This window comes from Shewanella saliphila, from assembly GCF_014648295.1.
Classification (GTDB): domain Bacteria; phylum Pseudomonadota; class Gammaproteobacteria; order Enterobacterales; family Shewanellaceae; genus Shewanella; species Shewanella saliphila.
In genome coordinates this window covers 12,448-35,500 of record NZ_BMQV01000032.1, presented here as the reverse complement: position 1 = coordinate 35,500, position 23,053 = coordinate 12,448, and the positions used below count along the sequence as shown (strand labels likewise).

Annotated in this window: 13 protein-coding genes; 11 read left to right on the top strand and 2 right to left on the bottom strand. The window is 41.9% G+C overall.

Annotated elements, in window-relative coordinates; all coding sequences use genetic code 11:
* Positions 1 to 115: 115 nt before the first annotated feature.
* Positions 116 to 2,833: an EAL domain-containing protein gene (locus IEY48_RS14260; RefSeq protein WP_229786483.1), complete on the bottom strand. Its 2,718-nt coding sequence runs from the start codon at positions 2,831 to 2,833 to the stop codon at positions 116 to 118.
* Between the two features lie 358 nt (positions 2,834 to 3,191).
* The gene (locus IEY48_RS14255; protein ID WP_188921439.1) at positions 3,192 to 3,359 is read right to left on the bottom strand and encodes a hypothetical protein; all 168 of its coding nucleotides are present in this window, start codon (positions 3,357 to 3,359) and stop codon (positions 3,192 to 3,194) included.
* Between the two features lie 151 nt (positions 3,360 to 3,510).
* Here IEY48_RS14255 and IEY48_RS14250 point away from each other — a divergent pair, with 151 nt between their 5' ends.
* The 11 genes from IEY48_RS14250 to IEY48_RS14200 all read left to right on the top strand — a co-directional run bounded on the left by IEY48_RS14250 (position 3,511) and on the right by IEY48_RS14200 (position 22,994).
* On the top strand, positions 3,511 to 5,112 hold the full coding sequence (locus IEY48_RS14250; RefSeq protein ID WP_188921437.1) for an ABC-F family ATPase: 1,602 nt from the start codon (positions 3,511 to 3,513) through the stop codon (positions 5,110 to 5,112).
* Between the two features lie 320 nt (positions 5,113 to 5,432).
* Positions 5,433 to 7,673, top strand: a complete 2,241-nt coding sequence (locus IEY48_RS14245) for a peptidase U32 family protein (RefSeq protein ID WP_188921434.1) — start codon at positions 5,433 to 5,435, stop codon at positions 7,671 to 7,673.
* 172 nt (positions 7,674 to 7,845) lie between these two features.
* Positions 7,846 to 8,199 carry a YkgJ family cysteine cluster protein gene (locus IEY48_RS14240; RefSeq protein ID WP_188921432.1) on the top strand — a complete coding sequence of 118 codons (354 nt, stop codon included), beginning with the start codon at positions 7,846 to 7,848 and terminating at the stop codon, positions 8,197 to 8,199.
* Between the two features lie 385 nt (positions 8,200 to 8,584).
* Positions 8,585 to 9,259, top strand: coding sequence for a glutathione S-transferase (locus IEY48_RS14235; protein WP_188921430.1), 675 nt, complete (start codon positions 8,585 to 8,587; stop codon positions 9,257 to 9,259).
* A gap of 634 nt (positions 9,260 to 9,893) precedes the next feature.
* Positions 9,894 to 12,875 carry a TonB-dependent receptor gene (locus tag IEY48_RS14230; protein ID WP_188921428.1) on the top strand — a complete coding sequence of 994 codons (2,982 nt, stop codon included), beginning with the start codon at positions 9,894 to 9,896 and terminating at the stop codon, positions 12,873 to 12,875.
* Positions 12,876 to 13,359: 484 nt separating this feature from the next.
* Positions 13,360 to 14,238: an NAD(P)-dependent oxidoreductase gene (locus tag IEY48_RS14225; RefSeq protein ID WP_188921426.1), complete on the top strand. Its 879-nt coding sequence runs from the start codon at positions 13,360 to 13,362 to the stop codon at positions 14,236 to 14,238.
* Between the two features lie 150 nt (positions 14,239 to 14,388).
* A complete protein-coding gene (locus IEY48_RS14220; protein ID WP_188921424.1) occupies positions 14,389 to 15,567 on the top strand; it encodes an efflux RND transporter periplasmic adaptor subunit in 1,179 nt (392 codons plus the stop codon).
* A 3-nt stretch (positions 15,568 to 15,570) separates the two neighbouring features.
* Positions 15,571 to 18,669, top strand: coding sequence for an efflux RND transporter permease subunit (locus IEY48_RS14215; RefSeq protein WP_188921422.1), 3,099 nt, complete (start codon positions 15,571 to 15,573; stop codon positions 18,667 to 18,669).
* A gap of 150 nt (positions 18,670 to 18,819) precedes the next feature.
* Positions 18,820 to 19,422, top strand: coding sequence for a hypothetical protein (locus IEY48_RS14210; RefSeq protein ID WP_188921420.1), 603 nt, complete (start codon positions 18,820 to 18,822; stop codon positions 19,420 to 19,422).
* 98 nt (positions 19,423 to 19,520) lie between these two features.
* The gene (locus IEY48_RS14205; RefSeq protein WP_188921418.1) at positions 19,521 to 20,108 is read left to right on the top strand and encodes a class I SAM-dependent methyltransferase; all 588 of its coding nucleotides are present in this window, start codon (positions 19,521 to 19,523) and stop codon (positions 20,106 to 20,108) included.
* Positions 20,109 to 20,117: 9 nt separating this feature from the next.
* Positions 20,118 to 22,994, top strand: coding sequence for a DEAD/DEAH box helicase family protein (locus tag IEY48_RS14200; RefSeq protein WP_188921416.1), 2,877 nt, complete (start codon positions 20,118 to 20,120; stop codon positions 22,992 to 22,994).
* Positions 22,995 to 23,053: the final 59 nt, after the last annotated feature.

The following is a 23,053-nucleotide window of genomic DNA, read 5'->3' as shown; positions in this document are numbered from 1 at the left end:
TGCCAACGTGGCACATACCGCTATAATAGCAATAAAGCATACTGCGCCGCTAATTAATCAAATCATCATCAAATATTTATCGTATATGAACTCACTCAATTCAGTATCACTAAACTTATACCTCAAAATATAACCGGTTCACTTCTTGGACACTAATTGGGCGCGAGAAGTAATACCCCTGGGCGACATCACAACCATGAGCTATCAGGTAGTCAAGCTGCTCTTGTTGCTCAACCCCTTCGGCAGTGACTTGTTTGCCCAAAGAGTGCGCCATACTGATCACCGCTTTGATTACGGCCTGGTCTTCACTGGATTCAATCAGATTACGAATAAAAGATTGATCAATTTTTAATGTGCTAGCAGGTAATGACTTAAGGTACGTGAGTGAAGAATACCCTGTCCCAAAATCATCAATGGCAACTTCAAAATCAGCCCTGGTTAACTTTTGTAAAATTTCGATGGCTTGCTCAGGAATCGCCATCAAAGCAGTCTCGGTGATTTCTAACTTAAACCAGCTCGGTTGAGCACCAGATTGAACAACCATACTGAGTAACTCTTCGGCAAATTTAATGTTCATTAATTCAAGTGCCGATATATTCACCGACACCCGTTTAAAATCAAACCCTTGCTGATGCCATTCAACTAACTGCTCACAAACGCTATTAACAACCCAATGGCTTAATGTAAATATCAACCCAGTGTCTTCTGCAATAGGAATAAATTCACCGGGTGAAATCACGCCTAATTCAGGATGTTCCCAACGCACCAGCGCTTCAAAGCCTGCTAATTGACATTCGGGCAGGCTCATTAAAGGCTGATACACAATAAAGAGTTGAGGTGGCAATGAATTGTCATTCACAAACAATGCTTTACTTAAATTTTGTTCGATAACATGACGTTTTTTGTTGTATGACGCCATTTCTTTATTACAAAAAGCCACACAAGCGGGATTCTTTTTAGCCTCATATAAAGCGGAATCAGCGTGACTAATCAACGTTTCAGCATTAAGACCATCTTGTGGGAACAAACTTATCCCTACACGGCAGCCAATAATGATGGTTTGTTCAAGGAACTCAAAATGTGGCTGAAATGCTTCAATTAACTCAATAGCCATTAAGTTTGCTTCTGCCGCCAGCTTATTTGGCAACGAAATACAGAACTTATCACCCGCAAAACGCGACACTACAAAGTGACCTTTTAAGTGCTGTTCAATTCGGGAGGCTGCCTGATTTAATATGTAATCGCCTGCAGTATGACCAAAATTGTCATTAATCACTTTAAAGCGGGTCAAATCTAAAAATAATAATGCCAGCGGTTGGCCCATCTTTTTACAGTTATCAATGTCATCGTCGAGTAACTTTTTAAAATAATAGCGGTTTACTAAACCGGTCAAATCATCATAGTGTGATAAATAAAACAGCTTATCTTGCTGTTGTTTTCGCGCCGTCACATCATGCGCAATCCCTTCACAACCAATACATTCGCCATTGTCCCCATACATAGGGCGCTCAAGCACTTCAAAGGTATGAACATTCCCTTTGGTGTCGTCTAACTCAATTTCAAACGGTGCTAAGTTTTCACCTTGTAAAATACGCTCAACATAATGAGCAACGACTTTGTTTTTTGGACTGTCAGTTAAATATTGATGATAAAATCCACCCTTACCAGAAACAGGATGCCCCAAAATATGGGTTATCGATGGACTAACATAACTCACAAAACCTAGAGTATCGTGTTGATAAAAAATGTATTCATCTTCGAGTGACTCAACCAACCCTCGGTAACGGTTTTCACTTTGTGTCAGCTGTTGAGTACGTTCAGCAACTAATTGCTGCAAATTATCTTTAAGATCATTTAGGGCTAAATTTGCTGTTTCAGCATTTTGATTCGCTTTAACCAAATCACGGTTATGACGTTTAGACTGTATTCCCCAAATACTTAAAAGCAAAATCAGCAAACCAGAAAGTAAAGCAAACTCAATTAGCTCTGTATAATCCTTTGGGATTTTGATATTGGCGCCCCATGCTTCATTCAGGTCTTTCTTTTGTTGAGGCGTGAGTGAATCAATTCCTTTTTGAAGAATACTCGCCAGCATAGGCGCACTTTGACTTACCGCAATGGCTTCATTGGCGTTATGTTTTTCATAAAATGCAGCGATTTTTAAGTCGTTATAGGCATATTTTAATTGAAAGTAATTGGCTGCGGCTAAAAAACCAATGGTGGCATCAGCCTGGCCTGCGGCCACTATTTCAAAGGTTTCTCGCATAGTATCAACATAAACAGGCGCAATACTCGGAAACTCTTCACTCAAACTGTTGGCATATTGATAACCTCTTACCATTGCCACACTCTTATTGGCAATATCTTCTCGGTCTGTAATAGTCTGATTGTGCTTTTGAGTGATAATTACCAGAGATTTATAAATAATTGGCGTGGTAAATAAATACTGTTTTTCACGCTCAGGGCTTTTGACCATAGTTAATATGGCATCAATTTTATTTTGCTGTAGATTATTCACAATATCTGGCCATTTATGCTCGTCATTAATGACAAACTCAATGCCTGTTTTATCACTAATCAAAGATAATATATCAATCGCTAGGCCAACAAGTTGACCGTCTTCATTAAAATAACTATAAGGCGGGAAATAACCGTCGACCCCAATTTTAACCACCGGATGTTGAGACAACCATTGTTGCTCTTGTGCAGTTAACACTGAAAGAGCATGAGTGTTTTCGTCGCGATTTTCTGCTATCAAAGGTTGCGGCAACAACAGCACCAACATCCCAAAGACAAACCATGTAAATGCATAAGTTTTGACTCTCAAAACCATAGTTAGCCGTACTCCATTGAATCTAAAACTGTAAAAAGTTGACCATACAAAAAGTAAAAATAAAAAGGATCAAGTAAACAAAGACTCACTTTTGACGACGCTTATTATCCAAATAAAAACTCAATTACAAAGCAAAAATTAGTAAGCAGTAATATATATAGATTATAAACGTAAATCAGTTGGTTAACTTGAAAATAAATCTCTACCACACTTGTTTGAGTCATTATTGTGAGTCAATTCTCAAAAATAATTGTTTTTTATTAATTCAAACAAACAGCTGTTTCGTTTTAGGTCGACTCTGTTTGTGAAATCCACAGGGTTATCACGAGTGTAAAGCTTGTAAATGCTTAGCAATAATTTATTCATAAACTGACAATAACAAAGGTGGATTCATGGCGTTAGTGACAACATTGGCAGGCTTTATCGCTACTGTTATTGCAATGGGTTTATATTTTGCAAAGTAAAACGCATTTTTAGCTAATTCATCCTTAACCAACAGCCACACATGATGTGGTTGTTGGTTCATCTCCAAAAACCTAAGTAACATAGATAATAAATCGACAATCGAGCACTTCCCTGTATAATCCGCGACCTTATGTCTTAAGCCCTATCAGTCTTATTTTCACAACACTACTGTTTGTCGATAACGATGCTGTACCACTCTATGGAAACTTGTTTTGATTTCTACCGCTAATATTACTATGCAGTTTGGCCCTGAGCCGTTGTTTGAAAACATTTCGGCGCAATTTGGCCATGGCAATCGTTACGGCTTAATTGGCGCAAATGGTTGTGGTAAATCCACATTCATGAAAATTCTCAGTGGCGAGTTAGCCCCAACCTCTGGCAACGTATCCATCACGCCAGGTTTAAAAGTCGGTACATTAAGCCAAGACCAGTTCGCCTTTGAAAAATACAGCGTGGTTGATGCTGTGATCATGGGTGACGTTGCATTATGGAAAGTCAAACAAGAGCGTGATTTCATTTATGCTAAAGCAGAAATGACCGATGAAGACGGCATGCGTGTGGGCGATCTTGAAAGCGAATTTGCTGAAATGGATGGCTACACAGCAGAAAGCCGTGCAGGTGAAATCTTACTTGAAGCGGGTATTGAAGAATCATTTCACTTTGGCTTAATGCAACAAGTGGCCCCCGGTTGGAAATTGCGTGTGTTATTAGCACAAGCATTGTTTGCTAACCCAGATATCTTGTTACTAGACGAACCCACCAACAACTTGGACATTCATACCATTAGTTGGTTAGCAGAAGAGCTAAACAAGCGTAAGTGCACCATGATTATCATTTCGCACGACAGACACTTCTTGAATTCTGTGTGTACTCATATGGCCGACATCGACTACGGCGAATTACGTATTTACCCAGGTAACTACGAATACTTCCTCGAACAATCAAGCCTTATTCGTGAGCAGTTATTAGCAGGTAACGCTAAAAAGAGTGCTGAAATTGACGAACTACAAGACTTCGTTAACCGTTTTGGTGCTAACGCATCTAAAGCCAAACAAGCCAGTTCTCGTGCTAAAAAAATGGATAAAATCAAGCTTGATGACGTTAAATCATCTAGCCGTATTACTCCATCAATTCGCTTTACCGAATCTAAAAAATTACACCGCCAGGCGCTCGTGCTTGAAGAGTTAGGCCATGGTTTTGATGAAGTATTATTTGAACACGGTGACCTCATCCTAGAGGCAGGATCAAAACTGGCGATTATCGGTGAAAACGGCGTGGGTAAAACCACCCTATTACGTTGTTTAGTAAACGAACTTCAACATAATCACGGCCGTATTAAATGGTCTGAAAACGCCGCCATTGGTTATTGCCCGCAAGACAGCAGCGCCGACTTCGACAATGACATGACATTATTTGATTGGATGTCGTTGTGGCGCACACCAAAACATAACGACTTAATGGTCCGTGGCATGCTAGGCCGCTTATTATTTACCGAAGATGACGCCAACAAAAAAGTGCGTAACTGTTCAGGTGGTGAGAAAAACCGCTTGTTATTCGGTAAGTTAATGATGATGGACATTAACGTGTTAGTCATGGACGAACCCACAAACCACATGGATATGGAAGCGATTGAAGCATTAAATCAAGCCTTGAAATTATTTGAAGGCACTTTGATTTTTGTTAGTCATGACCGCGAGTTTGTATCATCACTTGCAAATCGCATCATTGATTTAAAAGACAAAAAGTTGATTAACTTCCAGGGTACTTATGATGAATATCTTGCAAGCCAGGCTGAATCGGCAGCTAAAATGTAGTGATTAAGTGTGCAAGTGATAACACTCACTCGCATACCTAAAAAGGCTTCCGTTTATGTGGTGACACAACATAAACGGAGGCCTTTTCTATTTAAAGCATTTTATATTTAAAGCATTTTATATTTGTGGTGTTTTGTGTTTATCAAACTATTTAAATAACAGTCCATTTTAGGCGCTGTGCTATGGCGCTATGACTGTTACAATCGAACATGCTAATGGACAAGCTTGAACACGCAATTAAGTATCTAACTCGTAATTAAGTGTCTAACTCGCCAAATAACAATGTAAAACAATAATTAACTAAAAGTAGCGAACCTATCATGAAGAGAAAAATCGAATTACTGGCACCCGGTGGAGACGTCGATGCAATCAAAGCAGCAATCATAGCCGGCGCCAACGCGGTATATTGCGGCCTAGATACCTTCAACGCCCGTAACCGAGCGGCTAACCTGTCGTTCGATGACTTAATTGGTGTGATTGCCCTAGCCCATCAATACCAATGTGAAGTCTTCTTAACCATGAATATTGTCATTCTGGAAAACGAAGTGCCCACGTTAGTTAAGTTGCTTAATCAACTGGTTAATACCGGCATCGACGGCATCATAGTACAAGATTTAGGGCTGTTTAATCTGGTCAGCAAGCATTTCCCATCGTTAGCCATTCATGCCTCTACTCAGCTAACCACTCACAATGAAGGCCAAATTGGTTTCTTGGCCAAAATTGGCGCAACACGAGTGAACTTATCGCGCGAGTTAAACCTAGGCGAAATTAAAAGCTTAACGAGCCTGGCACACGATCACGATGTATTAACAGAAGTGTTTGTGCACGGCGCCTTGTGTATTGCTTTCTCTGGTCAGTGTTATTCAAGCTCAGTAAGTGTTGGTAACTCAGGTAACCGCGGGCGCTGTAGCCAGGCGTGTCGTGATGAATATGAAATCACCGCTGCAGGAAATAAGTTTCCGCTAAATTTAAAAGACAATTCAGCCTATTTTGATTTACCCGAATTAGTCGATGCTGGGGTTGATTCGTTAAAAATTGAAGGCCGCATTAAAGGCGCGCAATACGTCCACACAGTGGTAGACACTTGGCGCAAGCAAATTGATCAGTTTGTCGACACTGGCAAGCTATTGGCTGACGACTCAAACCTATATAAAGTGTTTAACCGTGATTTTACCAACTCATTTTTAAAAGGTAATCTCACCAAAGACATGTTTATCGACAATCCGCGCGATAACAGCTTTAAACATGCTAACGACGCCAGCAATGCCATTTCTGTAGTGCAAATCCAAGAAGCACAAGACACATTATCAACCGCTAAAGATGCCATCGTTGAATTAGTCGCTGAAAAAATTAATCATTTAAGCATCGCAAAACCGTCTTTAACCCTGACATTTGCGGGTAAAGCGGGCCAAACATTGTCAATCACGGTCACCACGCCAGAGCAACATTTTGTCATTGAATCAAACTCAACGCTCACACAAGCGACAGAGTCATTTATTGATGAGGCAGCAATTGAAAAACGCTTTAAGAGTTTAAAAAGTACGGGTTATCAGTTACAGCCGTTTAATTTCGATAACCTAGATACCGAGTTAACCCTGCCGTTTAGCCAACTCACCCAACTTAAAAACCAATTATTACTGCAACTTACACAGCGGGAATACATTGGCGCAGTGACATTACCTAAGTTAGTTAAGCACCCAAAAGTGACCGAAACACCAACGTTATCATTGCTAATAAGCGATGAGAAAGACGTTAACTTATGCGATGTTACCGATGCCGACATTTACTTTAAGCTGCCAGAAAGCTTTAAGAAAAATGACAACAAATACATCGACATATTTTTACGTAACCCAAGGTTAATCCCGTGGTTTCCTGCGGTATTGATTGGTAAAGACTATATAGAAGCAGTACGGCTGCTAGAAGCGGTAAAACCTGCACGTATTGTCAGTAATAATACCGGTGTCGCATTTAAAGCCTATGAAATGGGCATAGACTGGATAGCAGGTCCATTTTTAAATACCACCAACTCATACGCGTTAATGACACTGCAAGAGCAGTTAAATTGCGCAGGTGCGTTTATTTCTAACGAGATTAATCGTAATCAAATTAGAAACATCAGCAGACCAAAAAACTTTAAACTGCTATACAGCATTTATCATCCCATTTTGATGATGACCAGCCGCCAATGCTTTTTCCAACAAACGGTGGGTTGTAATAAACCCAGTATTGAAGATGGTTGCATGCTTAAATGCGAAAAAGCCACCACCATTACCAACGTCAAAGGGATCTCGTTTGCAGTCGACAAACAAAAAGGTGGCTACCCGAGCATTTATAACCATGAGCAGTTTTTAAATATCGAAGCCGTTGAAGACTTATCACACTTATTTGACGAGTTCTTTATCGACTTAACCAATATTGGTTCGGGCTCAAAAGCTGAAATTGACAAAGTGCAATTGGTTAACCACTTTGAAAACGTGCTAAAAGGCGTAAACGAAGCCAAAGTTCAACTGAACCAATTGGTTACCGTGTCGACCAATGCGCAATACCAACAAGGGTTATAAAGCCAACCGCTTTTAGCTGCCCCATTGACACAGTCGTAACGATAACAAGAATGTGCTGAGTCAATGGGAACAGTGATACGCTTTAGTTAATGTGATATTTAATTATAATCAATCACTTAACATCACAGCGTAAAGTGTAAAACGTTATAGTTAATACAATAGAAGTAACGATATGAATAATGACACCGAAATAGTCGATCTACTCCGAGAGCGTATTCCCTCTTTTGAATGCAAACCCGGTTGCCATGATTGCTGCGGGCCTGTCACCACCTCATCTGCTGAAATGGCCAGGCTACCGGTTAAAACCGACGCAGAACATGACGCGGCATTAGCTGAATGGAATTGTGTTCATTTAGGCCCAAATGGTTGCGAAGTCTATGAACAGCGGCCACTTATTTGCCGACTGTTTGGCACCACACCTCGTATGCCATGCCCTGAAGATCGTGCGCCAGACAAAATGATCAACACTAAAACAGAACAGCAAATCCATCATTACATAGCCAACACTCGTCAAGTATTGGTGTAGTATTTATGTAGTGATGTGGATGACAAAAGGTGCTTATATACCCAAACAACCTGAAGATACTCGATTTCAGCAAGAGTTTACACGTGTTTAGGCAAGGCATTGATTGCGGGTAATGGTTGCTCCCTTTCCAAAATCAATAACACAGCATAAACGCGTGTAAAACTTGCCCATTGGGAGTTTCACCGTGTTCCCACTACGTTGTTGCGTTAATTTATAAGGTGCCTACATTACTGCATTAACGCGCCTAGTATTGAAAACACGGTGAAGCTCTGAAACACGTATCTTCAAGTTGATTGGGTATAGGATTTGCTTTAGCTAGATCCAATAAACTCAATATTCGTATGCCGATTGAAAAGTGAATGCCAACAATAAGAGAACACTTCAGATGACATTACCTGTGCTCTACTCATTACGAAACTGCCCTTACGCAATGCGGGCAAGGTTGGCAATTTACGCATCGGGTCAACAAGTGCATATACGTGACCTAGTATTAAGCAACAAACCTGCAGAATTACTGACCGTATCGCCTAAAGCCACCGTACCGGTATTAGTGATCAAGGCCAATGCTGCTTCAAGCCATGACCATGTTATTGACGAAAGTCTCGCAATTATGCAGTGGGCTTTTTCGCAAACCGATCCTAATGATTATCTGCACAGCCAATCAGCTAGTGTACTGCCGCAAATGCTCGCGATCATTACTCAATTTGACACTGAGTTTAAAGGGCTGCTTGAGCAATACCGCTGTGCCAAGCGTTACCATGAGCCAAGCCTCACTCAACACCGACAAGCCTGTGAGCAATACCTTGGCGATCTCGAGCGACGATTAACTCAACATCACTATTTAATGTCAAACAACCCTAGCTTGGTCGATTTAGCCTTAATGCCGTTTATCCGTCAGTTTGCTCGAGTTGAACGTCAATGGTATCTGCAAGCGCCCTACCCAAAGTTGCGCCAATGGCTTAACCACTACTTACAAAGCAAAATGTTCACTAAGGTCATGGCGCAATATCCATTATGGCTAGAAACAAAACAAGACTACATATTTGGTCACAGCCAATAACCCTTCACTCTCGCTGTCATAGTTGTTATCACACTTGCTGCGACCCTATTACCACAAAATAGACTGTGTGTTACCACAACACCTGCTCGAGCTTGGCTCCATTTCAATAGCCCCCAAAATATTCTACGTAAATAAAAGTGCATGTACATCATTTAAATAGCCTGCAAATCATACACATTTAGCGCCCCTTAAATGTTATCAACCCACCTTGAGTCACTGTAATTAAAACAACGGTCAAATTACACAGTGTTTATTGCGCACCGCAAATGCTTTGTGACAGTGAAAACCACTAAAGGTAATACCAATAATTCAAACACGGTTAACCAAACCCTTTACCAGGCCAATCACTTTAAAAATAACAAATGTTGGTGATTCGTTAATGTAATCTGGGATTGTGTTTTTTGATTACCGATAAATAGCTACCTATTTAGGGTTAAACATCCCCGCTAAGCCCTGTGGTAGCGCATCATTACACAAATGACCACAACATAGACCTTGGTATGACAATGTTAATAATTTGGTAATATAGATTGCATTCACCAACATCGTGTTATATAAATGTTGCTGTTGACTAAAACAACAACAATTGGTAGACCGGATTGTCATACCAAATCCAAATTCTTTGGGGGGAATTATGAAGCTTAATAAAATAAGTGCATTGTTTAGTAACTCTAAATTTAAAGCGACCAACATTACCATTTTTGGTGCAACGTTAACGGCAGTGTTAACAATGCCTGGCGCATTTGCTGCAGATGAAGAACAAACAGTAGAAGAAGTAGATACAAGCGAAATCGAAGTTATTGCGGTACGTGGTATCTTCGGTAGCTTAAAAGCAGCCAACTTACTAAAACGTACTGATGCCCGTATTGTTGATGCTATCGTTGCAGAAGATATTGGTAAATTACCAGATAACAATATTGCAGAAGCACTTCAACGTATTACCGGTGTGTCAATCGAATCTGACTTTGGTGTCGGTGAGTCGGTGACCATTCGTGGTGTGTCTGAAAACTTAATATTACTTAATGGCCGCTCAACTGCTGGCCCTGGTCGTGGCGGTATTAGCCTCGATGACTTCCCTTCAAGCTTCTTAAAAACAGTTGAAGTCATTAAGTCACCTACACCAGAAATGATCGAAGGTGCACTTGGCGGTACAGTTAATATGCAAACTGTACGTCCACTTGAACTTTCAGAACCGCTTATTGCCATCACGCTTGATGGCGAATATGCCGACAAAACAGAAAACGTTGCGCCTAACTTCACTGCAGCAATGGGTGATAACTGGGACTTAGGCGACAATGGTACCTTTGGTGCATCGGTTAACTTGTCATACCAAGATCGCGAACTACGTCGTGACGAATTCTTTAACAAAGTCACTTTAGAAGACGACATTGATATTGATGGTGACGGCACAGTCGATGTATCTGGCGGCCCTAACGGTAAATACTTACGCCGTACAGAAAGCACTGTTGAACAAAAAACCGAAGAGCGTGAACGTACTGCTTACGGTATTTCATTACAATGGGCACCGGCCAGCGAAGATCTGAACGTTTATCTTGATATGAACGCAACTGAATTAGACGGTGGCCAAGCAGCCTACTCTATTCTTGACGTTGGTGGTTCAGTATCGCCACGTAGCGACTCTTATTACGACAGTAATGGTCAGCTGCATAACTATGATTTAACCGGCGTGTTAACCATTCCTAAAACTTGGAGTGACTTCACCACCAGTGAATCAACCTCTCATGCGATTGGTGCAGAATGGGTTATTAACGACAACTTTGAAGTCTCTGGTGAATATTCAATTTCAAAATCAGAAGAGCGCCAAACAGCTTCAGAATTTAACCTACGTCCTATTGAGCGTACTGAACCAACGTTAGACTTAGTCACTCACACCAGTACAGGTAGCTCAACCAGTGGAGATGGTATTCCATCATATGTATTTGCTGACACTGGCATGCTAACCAATCCAGACAACCTGGTTTTCCGTGAGTTTTACCACAAAACGCTAGACACAGACAACGAAGAACAAGCGTTACGTTTTGACCTTAAAGTGAATGATATTGGTGTTGATTTTGTCACAGCATTTAAAGCAGGTGTTCGCTTTACCGACCGAGACTACACTGCAAACCGCTTTGACCTTAAGCCAAACGGTAACACTTTAAAAGATGCTTATAAAAGAGCCACCAACGAAGACGGTTTATACAGCCCTACTTGGATTGATAACGCCATTATCGCTGACAGCTTTAAAACCATTAACATGGACAACTCTTTTGACCAAACAGGCATTGCCGGTCAAAACGACTTACTGACCTACAATGTTTACGATGCTGAACAACTACAAGATGCTGAAGCAACTTATGCATTAGTTCAACAAATGTTAGCAGGTACCTCTTACGCGATGGACGGCTCATTAGCCGACAACATGGTCGAAGACACAGGTGCTTATAAAACGATTAATGAGAAAACCAGCGCAATCTACGCACAATTCCATTTAGACTTTGAAGACATCTCAGCGGTTGTGGGTGGTCGTTATATTCAAACTGAACTTGAATCAAGCATTGTAGATTCAGTGGATGCCAACGGAAACAAAGTACTTGATACCGGTAAAAATGATTATTCAGACTTTTTACCAAGCTTAAACGTGACCTATAGCTTGTCACAAGAAACCTTAATACGCTTTGCGGCGGCAAAAGTAATGCGCCGTGCTGACTTTGGTGAATTAAGCCCTGCATTGTCTATCGATAACTCGTTAGTCACCGGTACTCAAGGTTCTTACCAATTAGATCCTTACCGCGTAACGCAATATGACTTATCAGTAGAACACTACTTTGGTGACGGCGGTATCTTATCTGCAGCACTATTCTACAAAGATGTTAAATCGTTCACTCAAACAGACAGTAGCTGTTTAGCCGACTCAAGCACTATCTCTGGCCAAAACACCACACAGTGGAACAACATCTGTTTGCTTAACACCGCAGGCGAAAGCCAAGGCGACATCATCAATGCAACTCAAGACCAGGGCTTAGCCTATGTTGATGCAGAAAAAGCAGCAGGCCGCACAGGTATTGTCATTGAAACTGACGTTAACGGCGGTAGCGGTGAAGTACGTGGTTTAGAGCTAGGTTACCAGCAACAGCTTGATTTCTTACCAGGTATCTGGTCAGGGTTAGGTGTTAATGCTAACTATACGTTTGCAGACAGTGAGCAACCAGACGGCAACGAATTGCTGAATATTTCAAAGCATACAGCAAACACGCAGATTTACTGGGAAGGCGAAGATTTACAGCTACGTCTTGCATACAACTGGCGTGACCGTTACTTAGATGACCAAAGCACTAAGCGTGTACAAACTGTAGGTGCATTAGGTTACAACGTATTTAACCAAAATGACCCAACAGCTGATAACTACGACCCAACTGTAGGTAATAGTTACCGTGAAGCACGTGGCCAGTTCGACTTCTCTGTTAGCTATGACATCAACGAGCACTTTACCGTTGTTGCCAACGCAGTAAACCTAACAGGTGAGCCAATTGAATACACCACAGAGCTTGGTTCAGTATGGGCTTACAGCGAAGCTGACCAACGTTACACACTAGGCGTTCGAGCTAAGTTCTAATAGCCAACGACATAAAGAGCCTATCAAGTTGATAGGCTCTTTTGATTAAGCCCTTTGGTGTTATTACGCCGTACTCTTGTTAATACACTTTAAGCTGAAAATAAACAGACAATACACCAAGAATTAACCCAATAATTGAACGTTAATGAGTTTTAAAACCCATAAATGATAACGCCTTAACCTTGTTGCCATACCCATAATATTTCAGTAATAAGTATGTAAAACAAACAAATATACTGCACTATTAAGTTTGTCAGTCCAACCCGCAGTAATTGTTTGACAACCAACGCAAGGTCTATTACCATTTTGTAAGACAGCTTGGTAAGCAGGTCGATAATCCTGCCATTATACGGGTTCAAAAAATTCAAAATAACAAATTGCGATACCTGCGCCCTATGTCAACACACGCGCATAGCACGCCTCTTAAAGGCACAGCAATTTACAACACACAGTTAAGCAAAACCAATATATGTAGGAGTTACAAATGACAAAGCCAGTCATCGGATTTATCGGCCTTGGCCTTATGGGCGGCAACATGGTTGAGAACTTACAAAAAAGAGGTTATCAACTTAATGTCATGGACCTTAACAAAGACGCAGTAGCAACCTGTGTCGCTCGTGGCGCAAACACGGTTGCTTCAGCCAAAGAACTTGCCGAAGCAAGTGACATTGTTATGTTATGTCTTACCACCTCTGCAGTAGTTGAAAAAATTGTATATGGCGACGACGGCATTCTAGCGGGCATTAAAGAAGGCGCAGTGCTTGTTGATTTTGGTACTTCAATTCCATCATCAACCCGTAAAATCGGTGCTGACTTAGCGGCTAAAGGCGCAGGCATGATCGACGCCCCACTCGGCCGAACTCCAGCTCACGCTAAAGACGGTTTATTAAACATCATGGCCGCTGGCGACATCGATACCTTTAACAAGGTAAAACCTGTGCTTGATGAACAAGGCGAAAACGTATTTCACCTAGGTGCATTAGGCGCTGGCCACACCACTAAGTTAATCAATAACTTTATGGGCATGACTACAGTGTGTGCTATGTCACAAGCCTTTGCTGTCGCAGAGCTTGCCGGTGTTGACCGCGCGCAACTGTTCGACATCATGTCAGCAGGTCCATCTAACTCACCGTTTATGAAGTTTTGTAAAAACTACGCCGTTGATGGTGTAAGCGACTTAGGCTTCTCTATTGCTAACGCCAATAAAGATTTAGGCTACTTCTTAAAAATGGTAGAAGACTTAGGCACTCAATCTAAGATTGCCGAAGGTTCATCTGCTAACTTACAAGCCGCATTTGATGCTGGTTTAGGTAACGGCAACGTACCAGAAATCTTCGACTACTTTGTTAAGCTAGCAAAATAGTCATATTGCATCGCTCGATAAGGGCTTTATAAATGCACCACTAAAAAGGTCTTCGTAATGAAGACTTTTTTTATTTTCTCCAAAGCATTAACCCCGACTTAACCAGCAACATGTTATCCTTATATAAACGATATAACTCATGGTGCCACTATGCTTAAGCTCACTCTCGGTAAATTACCTTTATTATTCCTTGTCACTTTCGCAATCTCAGCCTGCTCAGATCAAACTCAATCTGACACTCGCCCTGTACAAGACATACACGTAGATACAATGACACTGTCGTATAACAGTTTACGTTTAAACACCGAGCTACCGGGGCGGATAACTGCATTTAATGAAGCAGAAGTCAGACCGCAAATCACCGGCATAGTACAAAGCAGACTGTACAAAGAAGGCAGTTATGTCACCGCAGGCGACGTGTTATTTCAAATCGACCCAACAACCTATCAGTCAACGGTAAATAGTGCGCAAGCTGAGTTAAAAAAAGCCCTTGCCAGCGAACAAAGCACTCAAAAAGCCTATATACGTTACCAGGCACTAATGAAGAAAAGCCTCACAAGCCAGGAGCTACTTGACGATGCCGAATCAAGCTACTTACAAGCAAAAGCTGAAGTGGCGATTCGTCAAGCCGAGTTAGACTATGCCAACATTGAGTTATCTTATACGCAAATCAGAGCGCCTATTTCTGGCTACGCCGGGTTTTCACAGGTATCAGAAGGTTCATTGCTCACCTCTGGCCAATCAGATTATTTAACCACCATTATTCAAACCAATAATGTGTACGTCGACATGCAACAATCTTCTGTGTCGTTATACAAATTAAGACAGGAATTTATGAATGTGCGTGGTACACGCCCTACTATCCCAGTCACGATTACCTTAGAAGACGGCACACTTTACCAGCATACTGGCAAACTTGAATTTGCTGATACCCGCGCCGATAACTCAACGGGCAGCGTGACATTACGCGCTATTATTCCTAATCCTGATAATAGTCTTCTCGCTGGCATGTACGTACGCGCCAATATTTCAATGCCAGAGCAGCGCAATTATCTGGTTGTGCCTCAGTCCGTTGTAGTAAGAAGCCAAGCGGGCGCACCATCGGTATTTGTGGTCGATAAAGACAACAAAATCACCAAAAGAGCAGTCGAACTTGGTAATGAAGTCGGTAATGGCTGGGTGGTCAAAACAGGCCTTAATGTGGGTGATAATGTGGTGGTTAATAATCTGAATAAACTGCAAAACAACCAAATTGTGGTCGTCGATAGCCAAACTGAACAATCAGACCAAACTGCCACCGCCGATGCACATTCAAACTCGCAGGATTAAGCCATGTCTAGTTTCTTTTTAAATCGTCCTATTTTTGCATGGGCTATCACCCTCGTCATAATGCTTGCGGGTATAGCGTCGATAATGAGTCTACCTGTCGCGCAGTACCCTACTATTGCGCCGCCAGCCGTTACCATCAGTGCCTCTTACCCAGGCGCATCAGCAAAAACCATTGAAGACAGTGTCACCCAGGTGATTGAGCAAAGCATGACAGGTTTAGATAACCTGCTTTATATGTCATCAACCAGTAGCTCATCTGGCAGTGCTTCTATTACATTAACCTTTAGTGCTGATACTGACCCTGATATTGCCCAGGTACAGGTGCAAAACAGCCTGCAACAAGCCAGTAGCCGTTTACCTACCGCGGTGCAAAACCAGGGTACAACCGTTAAAAAAAGTACCTCTGGATTTATGTCTGTCACCAACCTGTACTCACCCGATGGCACCATGAGTACTGGCGACATCCAGGATTACGCTAACTCAAGTATTAAAGACATTATCAGCCGCGTTAATGGTGTCGGCAGCGTGACCATTTTTGGTCCATCCTACGCCATGCGTATCTGGTTAGACCCCGCTAAACTCAACAGTTACAACTTAACCCCGGTTGATATTTCAGATGCTGTATCGGTGCAAAACAGTCAAGTTACCGTTGGCCAACTCGGCGGCGTGCCAGCCACCGATAGCCAATTAATTAATGCGACTATCACAGCACAAAGCTTATTAACTACTGTTGATGAATTTAAAAACATTTTAATTAAAGTGGATGAAGATGGCTCAAAAGTTCGTCTTAGTGATGTTGCCAGGGTAGAACTTGCCAGCGAAGACTCAAGCGTTATCCCTGTATTTAACGGTTATGGCTCATCGGGTATCGCTATCACGCTGGCATCAGGTGCCAATTCGTTAGACACCCAAGAAGCGGTAGATGCCAAATTAGCGCAATTATCAAAAGGCTTTCCTCAGGGTTTAGCCATGGCCAAAGCCACTGATAGCAATAAATTTATTCGTTTATCGATTACTGAAGTGATTAAAACTTTATTTGAAGCCATCGTACTCGTGTTTTTTGTGATGCTGTTGTTTTTACAAAACTTCAGAGCAACATTAATCCCAACCATTGCTGTTCCTGTGGTGTTACTGGGTACGTTTGCCATTATGTCGATATTAGGGTTTTCTATTAATACCTTAACCATGTTTGGCATGGTGCTGGCCATCGGCCTATTGGTCGACGATGCCATTGTGGTAGTAGAAAACGTTGAACGCATCATGCACGAAGAAAAACTCTCGGCATTAGAAGCCACTAAAAAGTCGATGAAGCAAATCACCGGCGCATTAGTGGGCATTACCATGGTACTTGCTGTGGTATTTATTCCAATGGCCTTTATGTCGGGTTCTACCGGTGCTATCTACAAACAGTTCTCGTTAACCATAGTATCTGCAATGGTATTGTCGGTACTGGTTGCGTTAATTCTGACCCCGGTGTTGTGTGCAACCTTATTAAAACCGAAAGAAAAACCCACTAATGGTTTCTTCAATGGCTTTAATCGCTTGTTCGATCGCCTGTCTAGTGGTTACAAAGGTTCAATCAAACGTGTGCTGCTGCGGCCATTACGCTTTACCTTAATCTACGGTTTATTGTTAGCTGGCACCGCGTATATGTATAACACCCTACCCAGCTCGTTTTTACCTGATGAAGATCAGGGCGAATTTTATATGATGGTGCAATTACCAACAGGCTCAACAATCAATCAAACTGCCGAGGTCATGAACGACATCAAAGAATACCTGCAACAAAATGAGCCAGAGGTTATCAATACTGTATTTACCGTGTCAGGCTTTAACTTTTCTGGCAAAGGCCAAAATGCGGGTATGGGCTTTATTGGCTTAAAAGACTGGTCAGAGCGAACCACAGACGAGACCAACGTCAACGCGATTATTCAACGCGCTATGGGGTATTTTTCAAGTTATAAAAAAGCCTCAGTGTTTGCATTTAGTAGTCCTGCAATTAGAGAGCTAGGCCAATCATCAGGATTTGATTTTTACCTTGAAGATGTTGGCGCAATTGGCCACGACAAACTTATCGAAGTGCGTAATCAACTGTTAGCGAAAATGGCCCAAAGCCCAATATTGCAAAATTCCAGACCTAACGGTCTAGAAGACAATGCCCAGTTTTATTTAGATATTGATTATGAAAAAGCCAAAGTCTTTGGCCTCGATATCGACGACATTAACAACTCATTGTCGATTGCTTGGGGTTCATCTTACGTTAATGACTTTATTGACCGTGGACGCTCTAAAAAAGTTTACATTCAAGCTGAAGCTCAATACCGCATGACGCCAGAAGATCTCAATCATTGGCTTATTCGTAACAATCAAGATGAAATGGTACCGCTGTCAGCATTTACCTCATCACATTGGGGCACAGGTTCACCACAGCTGACACGTTTTAATGGTAACTCAGCCTTTGAAATTTTAGGTGAAGCAGCACCAGGCTACAGTACAGGTGATGCAATGGATGAAGTAAATGCCATCGCAGCTGAGCTATCAACTGATGTGCAAGTCAGTTGGTCAGGTATGTCATACCAAGAGTTAGAAGCCGGAAACCAGGCACCGATACTCTATGCTATCTCAGTACTTATGGTATTCATTTGTTTAGCGGCATTATATGAAAGCTGGAGCATTCCCATTGCGATTATTTTAGTCGTGCCTTTGGGCGTACTCGGCGCACTCGCGGCCATCATGCTACGCGGCCTTGAAAACGACGTGTATTTTCAAGTGGGCGTGCTAACAACCATTGGCTTAACCGCTAAAAACGCCATCTTAATTGTCGAGTTCGCCAAAGAGCTCTACGACAAAGGTGCCGACATGATAGACGCCACCATTCAAGCCTGTGAAATGCGTTTACGCCCAATCATCATGACCTCACTCGCCTTTGGTCTGGGTGTATTACCACTGGTATTGAGCAGCGGCGCAGGCGCTAATGCCCGTAACGCGATTGGTACCTCAGTACTAGGCGGTATGACAGGCGCAACACTGTTAGTCGTGTATTTTGCACCACTGTTTTTAGTGATAATTTTAAAAATGGTCAAGCCTAAACCGACCCATTAATCAACCCGTAAAGCCTCCCGACTGTGACGTAATATTCACAGTCGGGAGAATTTCAAGATTCAAATAACATCAATAAACAAAACGATCTAGTCAGCATAATCAATACACGGTATGGTTACAGCAAACCAGAATACTGATATCGGACTTTGATTGTTTACCTACAATATCAATGGCAAAGCCAGCCGCCACTTTACTTATGCAGACCTGATAAACTGCGGCAATACGGCACAATTGCATCAAATTGAAAACTTACCTAAACAACCTGAAACCTGGCGCGCACTCAGTGCATTGGCGACAAGAATACTCGACCCTATCGTCGACCAATTTGGGCCAATTAACTTAACCTACGGATTTTGCTCACCCGAGCTTGCACGGTTAATCGCTAAAAATCCTAACCCGCACATCGCCCCAAAGCTCGACCAACATTGCGCCCACGAACTCAATATCAAGCAAGCCATCATTTGCTCACGCCTAGGCGCCGCATGCGACTTTACCGTACTCAATAAACTCGATGGTACACCTAACAATACAACAGTCGACATGCAACAGGTCGCCCTGTGGATTTGCCAAAACCTCAGTTTCGATCGCCTCTATTACTACGGCAAACACAGACCACTGCACATCAGCTTTGGGCCACAACAAAACCAGTTTTTACAAACCATGAAAACCAACCCAGACACCGGCCACCGAGTGCCATCAAAAAAAGGCCGAGGGCTAACCGCAATCAGTGTGATTGAACAGGTTGATTATTGATTTTGGTTGGATTCTTCCCTAGTTTGAATACAAACTAAATACTTGAGACAGCTATAATTTATCGATAAACTCACATCAGAATAAATATAGGATGAGTTATGTCTACCATCGAGTTTTACAATCAACATTCCCAAGCCTTTTTTGACTCAACTGTTAATGCCGATGTCAGTGAACTTTATCAAACGTTTGTCAGTCAATTGCCCGTTAATGCTCGTGTTTTAGATGCGGGTTGTGGTTCTGGACGAGACAGCAAAGCCTTTATTGATATGGGTTACCGAGTCATGTCGATTGATGCAAGTGCAGAATTAGCTAAAGCTGCCTCAGCATACATAGGCCAAACGGTAGCAGTATGCAGCTTTGATGATATTGACCTCTCCCATCAATTTGACGGTATTTGGGCTTGCGCGTCTTTACTTCATGTTGAAGCAAATGCCCTACCCAACACGTTTGCGACTTTAGCCAGCACACTGGTAACCAATGGCGTATTTTATTGCTCTTTCAAATATGGCGTACAAGAGCGAACTCATAATGGCCGTTTTTTTGCTGATGCCGATGAGTCTTTGCTTGGGCAATGGGTACAAGGCTCAGGTTTAACGTGCAAACATACCTGGGTGACTACAGATGTACGCCCAGGACGAGAAAACGAAAAGTGGCTAAATGCCATTCTTATTAAGACCTCAAAGTAGAGAAACGTCATGAAGTTAGCAGAAGGACCTGTATTAACTAGCGGTGGTTTGGATGACCCGTTTTTACCTAAGTTATTGCAAGCGATAAACCGAGCAAGCAATATTGAAATCTCGGTTTCTTTTATTCAACGTTCTGGGCTGGATTTAATCTTTGATGCGTTATCAGATGCCTTAGAGCGCCAAGCCAGTATTGATATCGTCACCTCTGACTACCTTTGTATTACCGATCCCGTGGCATTACGCCACCTGATGATTTTACAATCTCGCGGCGCTAAAACTAAAATATTCACCTGTAAAAGCGGCCAAAGCTTTCACATGAAAACCTACATTTTTGTTCAACAACACAGCGATCAAAATGATACCGGTTGTGCGTATGTGGGCTCAAACAACATCAGTAAAGCCGCGTTTACCCATGCGTTCGAATGGTGTTTGCGTCATGACTTAATTGAAAATCAAGACCCCAGCGAATTTAACTATATTCGTCAGCAATTTTTGCAGATTTTTAACCATCAGCAATCGATGCATCTCACAGATGATTTTATCAATCGTTATGCCGAAAAACGCAAAGTGGTTAAGCCGCCGCTTGCAATTGTCAATGAAGTTGAACCAGAAGAACCCGCACCCAATTTTGCGCAGCAAGAAGCTTTATCAGCCCTTGCAAACACACGCTTAGCATTGCAATCAAAAGGCTTAGTAGTATTAGCCACTGGGATGGGGAAAACATGGCTAGCCGCATTCGATGTACAGCAATTTAACGCCCGTAAAGTGCTCTTTGTTGCACACCGAGAAGAAATATTACTGCAGGCAGAGCGCACGTTTAAGACATTGCTGCCTAAACTTATCAGCGGCCATTTTAATGCCAAAACCAAAGTTGTTGATGCCGATATTGTGTTTGCATCGATTCAAACATTAGGTCAACAAACACACCTCAATCAGGTGAACCCAAATCATTTTGATTATGTCATTGTCGATGAATTTCATCATGCCGGTGCCAGCAGTTACCAATCATTATTAAACCACTTTACCCCGCAATTTTTATTGGGCTTAACAGCCACACCAGAGCGAACAGATCAGGCGGATATTCTTTCCCTGTGTGATAACAATTTAGTTTACGAAAAGAACATTATTGATGGTATTGAGCTTGGTATCTTGGTGCCATTTCAATATCAAGGGATTAATGATGACACGGTTAATTATCAAGACTTACCTTGGCGAAACGGCAAGTTTGATCCGAAAGCTCTCGAAAACCAATTTGCCACCGAAAAACGTGCCAAGCATGTTTTTGACCATTGGCAAACACACAAACAACAACGCACTTTAGCGTTTTGTGTGTCAAAAGCGCATGCAGATTATATGGCCAACTGGTTTTCACACCGAGGCATTAACGCGGTTTCGGTACACAGTGGCTCAGACGTGAGACGCGCAGAAGCCTTGAACTTGTTAGAGTCAGGCAAAATTGAGGTGATTTTTTCAGTAGATTTATTTAATGAAGGTACCGACTTACCTTCAATTGATACCATTTTGATCTTGCGCCCTACTGAATCAAAAATCTTATTTTTACAGCAATTAGGTCGAGGTTTGCGTATCTCGCCTGAAACCAATAAAAAGTTTGTTTCGGTTATCGACTTTATTGGAAATCACATCAGCTTTTTGAATCGTCCAATGGCATTATTGCAAGCCTCTGATCATAAGCAGGCGATTACACGTTTAAACAATCCCAAATTAAACCACCAGTGTTTAATTAATATTGACCCTGAATTAATCAATTTTTGGCAGCAATTAAAACTGGATTACACCAAAGCGGATCAACAATATCAATTACTCAAAGACGAGTTAGGCCATCGCCCTACCGCTACAGAGTTTTATCATAGCGGCTACGCTTGGAATAAAATGACCAAGCAATTTGGTAGTTGGTTTGAGCTGGCTATCAGCCAAGAGCCACAAGATAGCCAATTGAAAACACTCACACCTTATTTAACATTGTTAAGTCGCGGTGTTGAAAAAACCTCAATGAGTAAATGTTTCAAAGCAATATTACTCGAGGCGTTTATTGAGCTAAACGGTTTACGCACACCACCGAGTATCGACGCACTTTGTATCAAGAGTTGGCAAGTTTTTAAACGTTACCCCAAATTATGGACGCAAGATGTAAAAGCAAGTTTGCAGGATGTAGACGCTCAATCACCCAAATGGCGAAAGTACTGGCTAGACAATCCAATTACATTTTTAAGCAAACAAGATCAGTCTGATAGCCAATCATGGTTTAAAGTTGAAGCTGATTGTCTTCACGCAAATATAGATATTGCTGGCACAGATATTGAGACTTTATCTAGGGCAATGCGAGAGTTAACAGAGTTATTATTAGCTCGTTATAGCCAACGCCAACCGTCAAAAACGAAAGTGCAAGCAGCACCAGCAACAGTACACCAATTACCTATTGAGCAACCGCAACACACGTTAATGCATTTTTACCCTGACTTAAAAATTGCTTGTGGTCATTTTAAAACGGGTACTGATGAAAGTAGCGAAACCCTCAAGTTAAATTCGAGTTTTAATAGGCACGATCCAGCCATTCACTTTATCGCCCCAGCCAGCGGTAACTCGATGAATGGCGGCAAGAACCCCATTCTCGATGGTGATTTATTATTACTTGAGCGAGTGACTCCAACGAATGCAGGTTCGATTACCGGTAAAATCATGGCTATTGAGATACAGGATGACGCAGGAGACAACCAATACTTACTGCGAAAAGTGAGCAAATTGCCAAATGGTGAATATCAACTCAACGCACATAACCTTGACTATAACCCCATGATTGCCAATGAAAGCATGGTTACGTTTGCACGTTTAAAGCAAGTCTTAGATGCTGCTGATTTTGTTGAATAACAAAGTCAGCTAACCAGTGATAAATAATGTCGCTTAATCTTGTGATTAATTGCCCGCTT

Bases quoted from the DNA above. Each gene is read 5' to 3' on its own strand.
- IEY48_RS14205 (WP_188921418.1), top strand. From the start codon at position 19,521: ATGTCTACCATCGAGTTTTACAATCAACATTCCCAAGCCTTTTTTGAC.
- IEY48_RS14260 (WP_229786483.1), bottom strand. From the start codon at position 2,833: ATGGTTTTGAGAGTCAAAACTTATGCATTTACATGGTTTGTCTTTGGG.
- IEY48_RS14235 (WP_188921430.1), top strand. From the start codon at position 8,585: ATGACATTACCTGTGCTCTACTCATTACGAAACTGCCCTTACGCAATG.
- IEY48_RS14215 (WP_188921422.1), top strand. From the start codon at position 15,571: ATGTCTAGTTTCTTTTTAAATCGTCCTATTTTTGCATGGGCTATCACC.
- IEY48_RS14245 (WP_188921434.1), top strand. From the start codon at position 5,433: ATGAAGAGAAAAATCGAATTACTGGCACCCGGTGGAGACGTCGATGCA.
- IEY48_RS14220 (WP_188921424.1), top strand. From the start codon at position 14,389: ATGCTTAAGCTCACTCTCGGTAAATTACCTTTATTATTCCTTGTCACT.
- IEY48_RS14200 (WP_188921416.1), top strand. From the start codon at position 20,118: ATGAAGTTAGCAGAAGGACCTGTATTAACTAGCGGTGGTTTGGATGAC.
- IEY48_RS14255 (WP_188921439.1), bottom strand. From the start codon at position 3,359: ATGAACCAACAACCACATCATGTGTGGCTGTTGGTTAAGGATGAATTA.
- IEY48_RS14240 (WP_188921432.1), top strand. From the start codon at position 7,846: ATGAATAATGACACCGAAATAGTCGATCTACTCCGAGAGCGTATTCCC.
- IEY48_RS14230 (WP_188921428.1), top strand. From the start codon at position 9,894: ATGAAGCTTAATAAAATAAGTGCATTGTTTAGTAACTCTAAATTTAAA.
- IEY48_RS14225 (WP_188921426.1), top strand. From the start codon at position 13,360: ATGACAAAGCCAGTCATCGGATTTATCGGCCTTGGCCTTATGGGCGGC.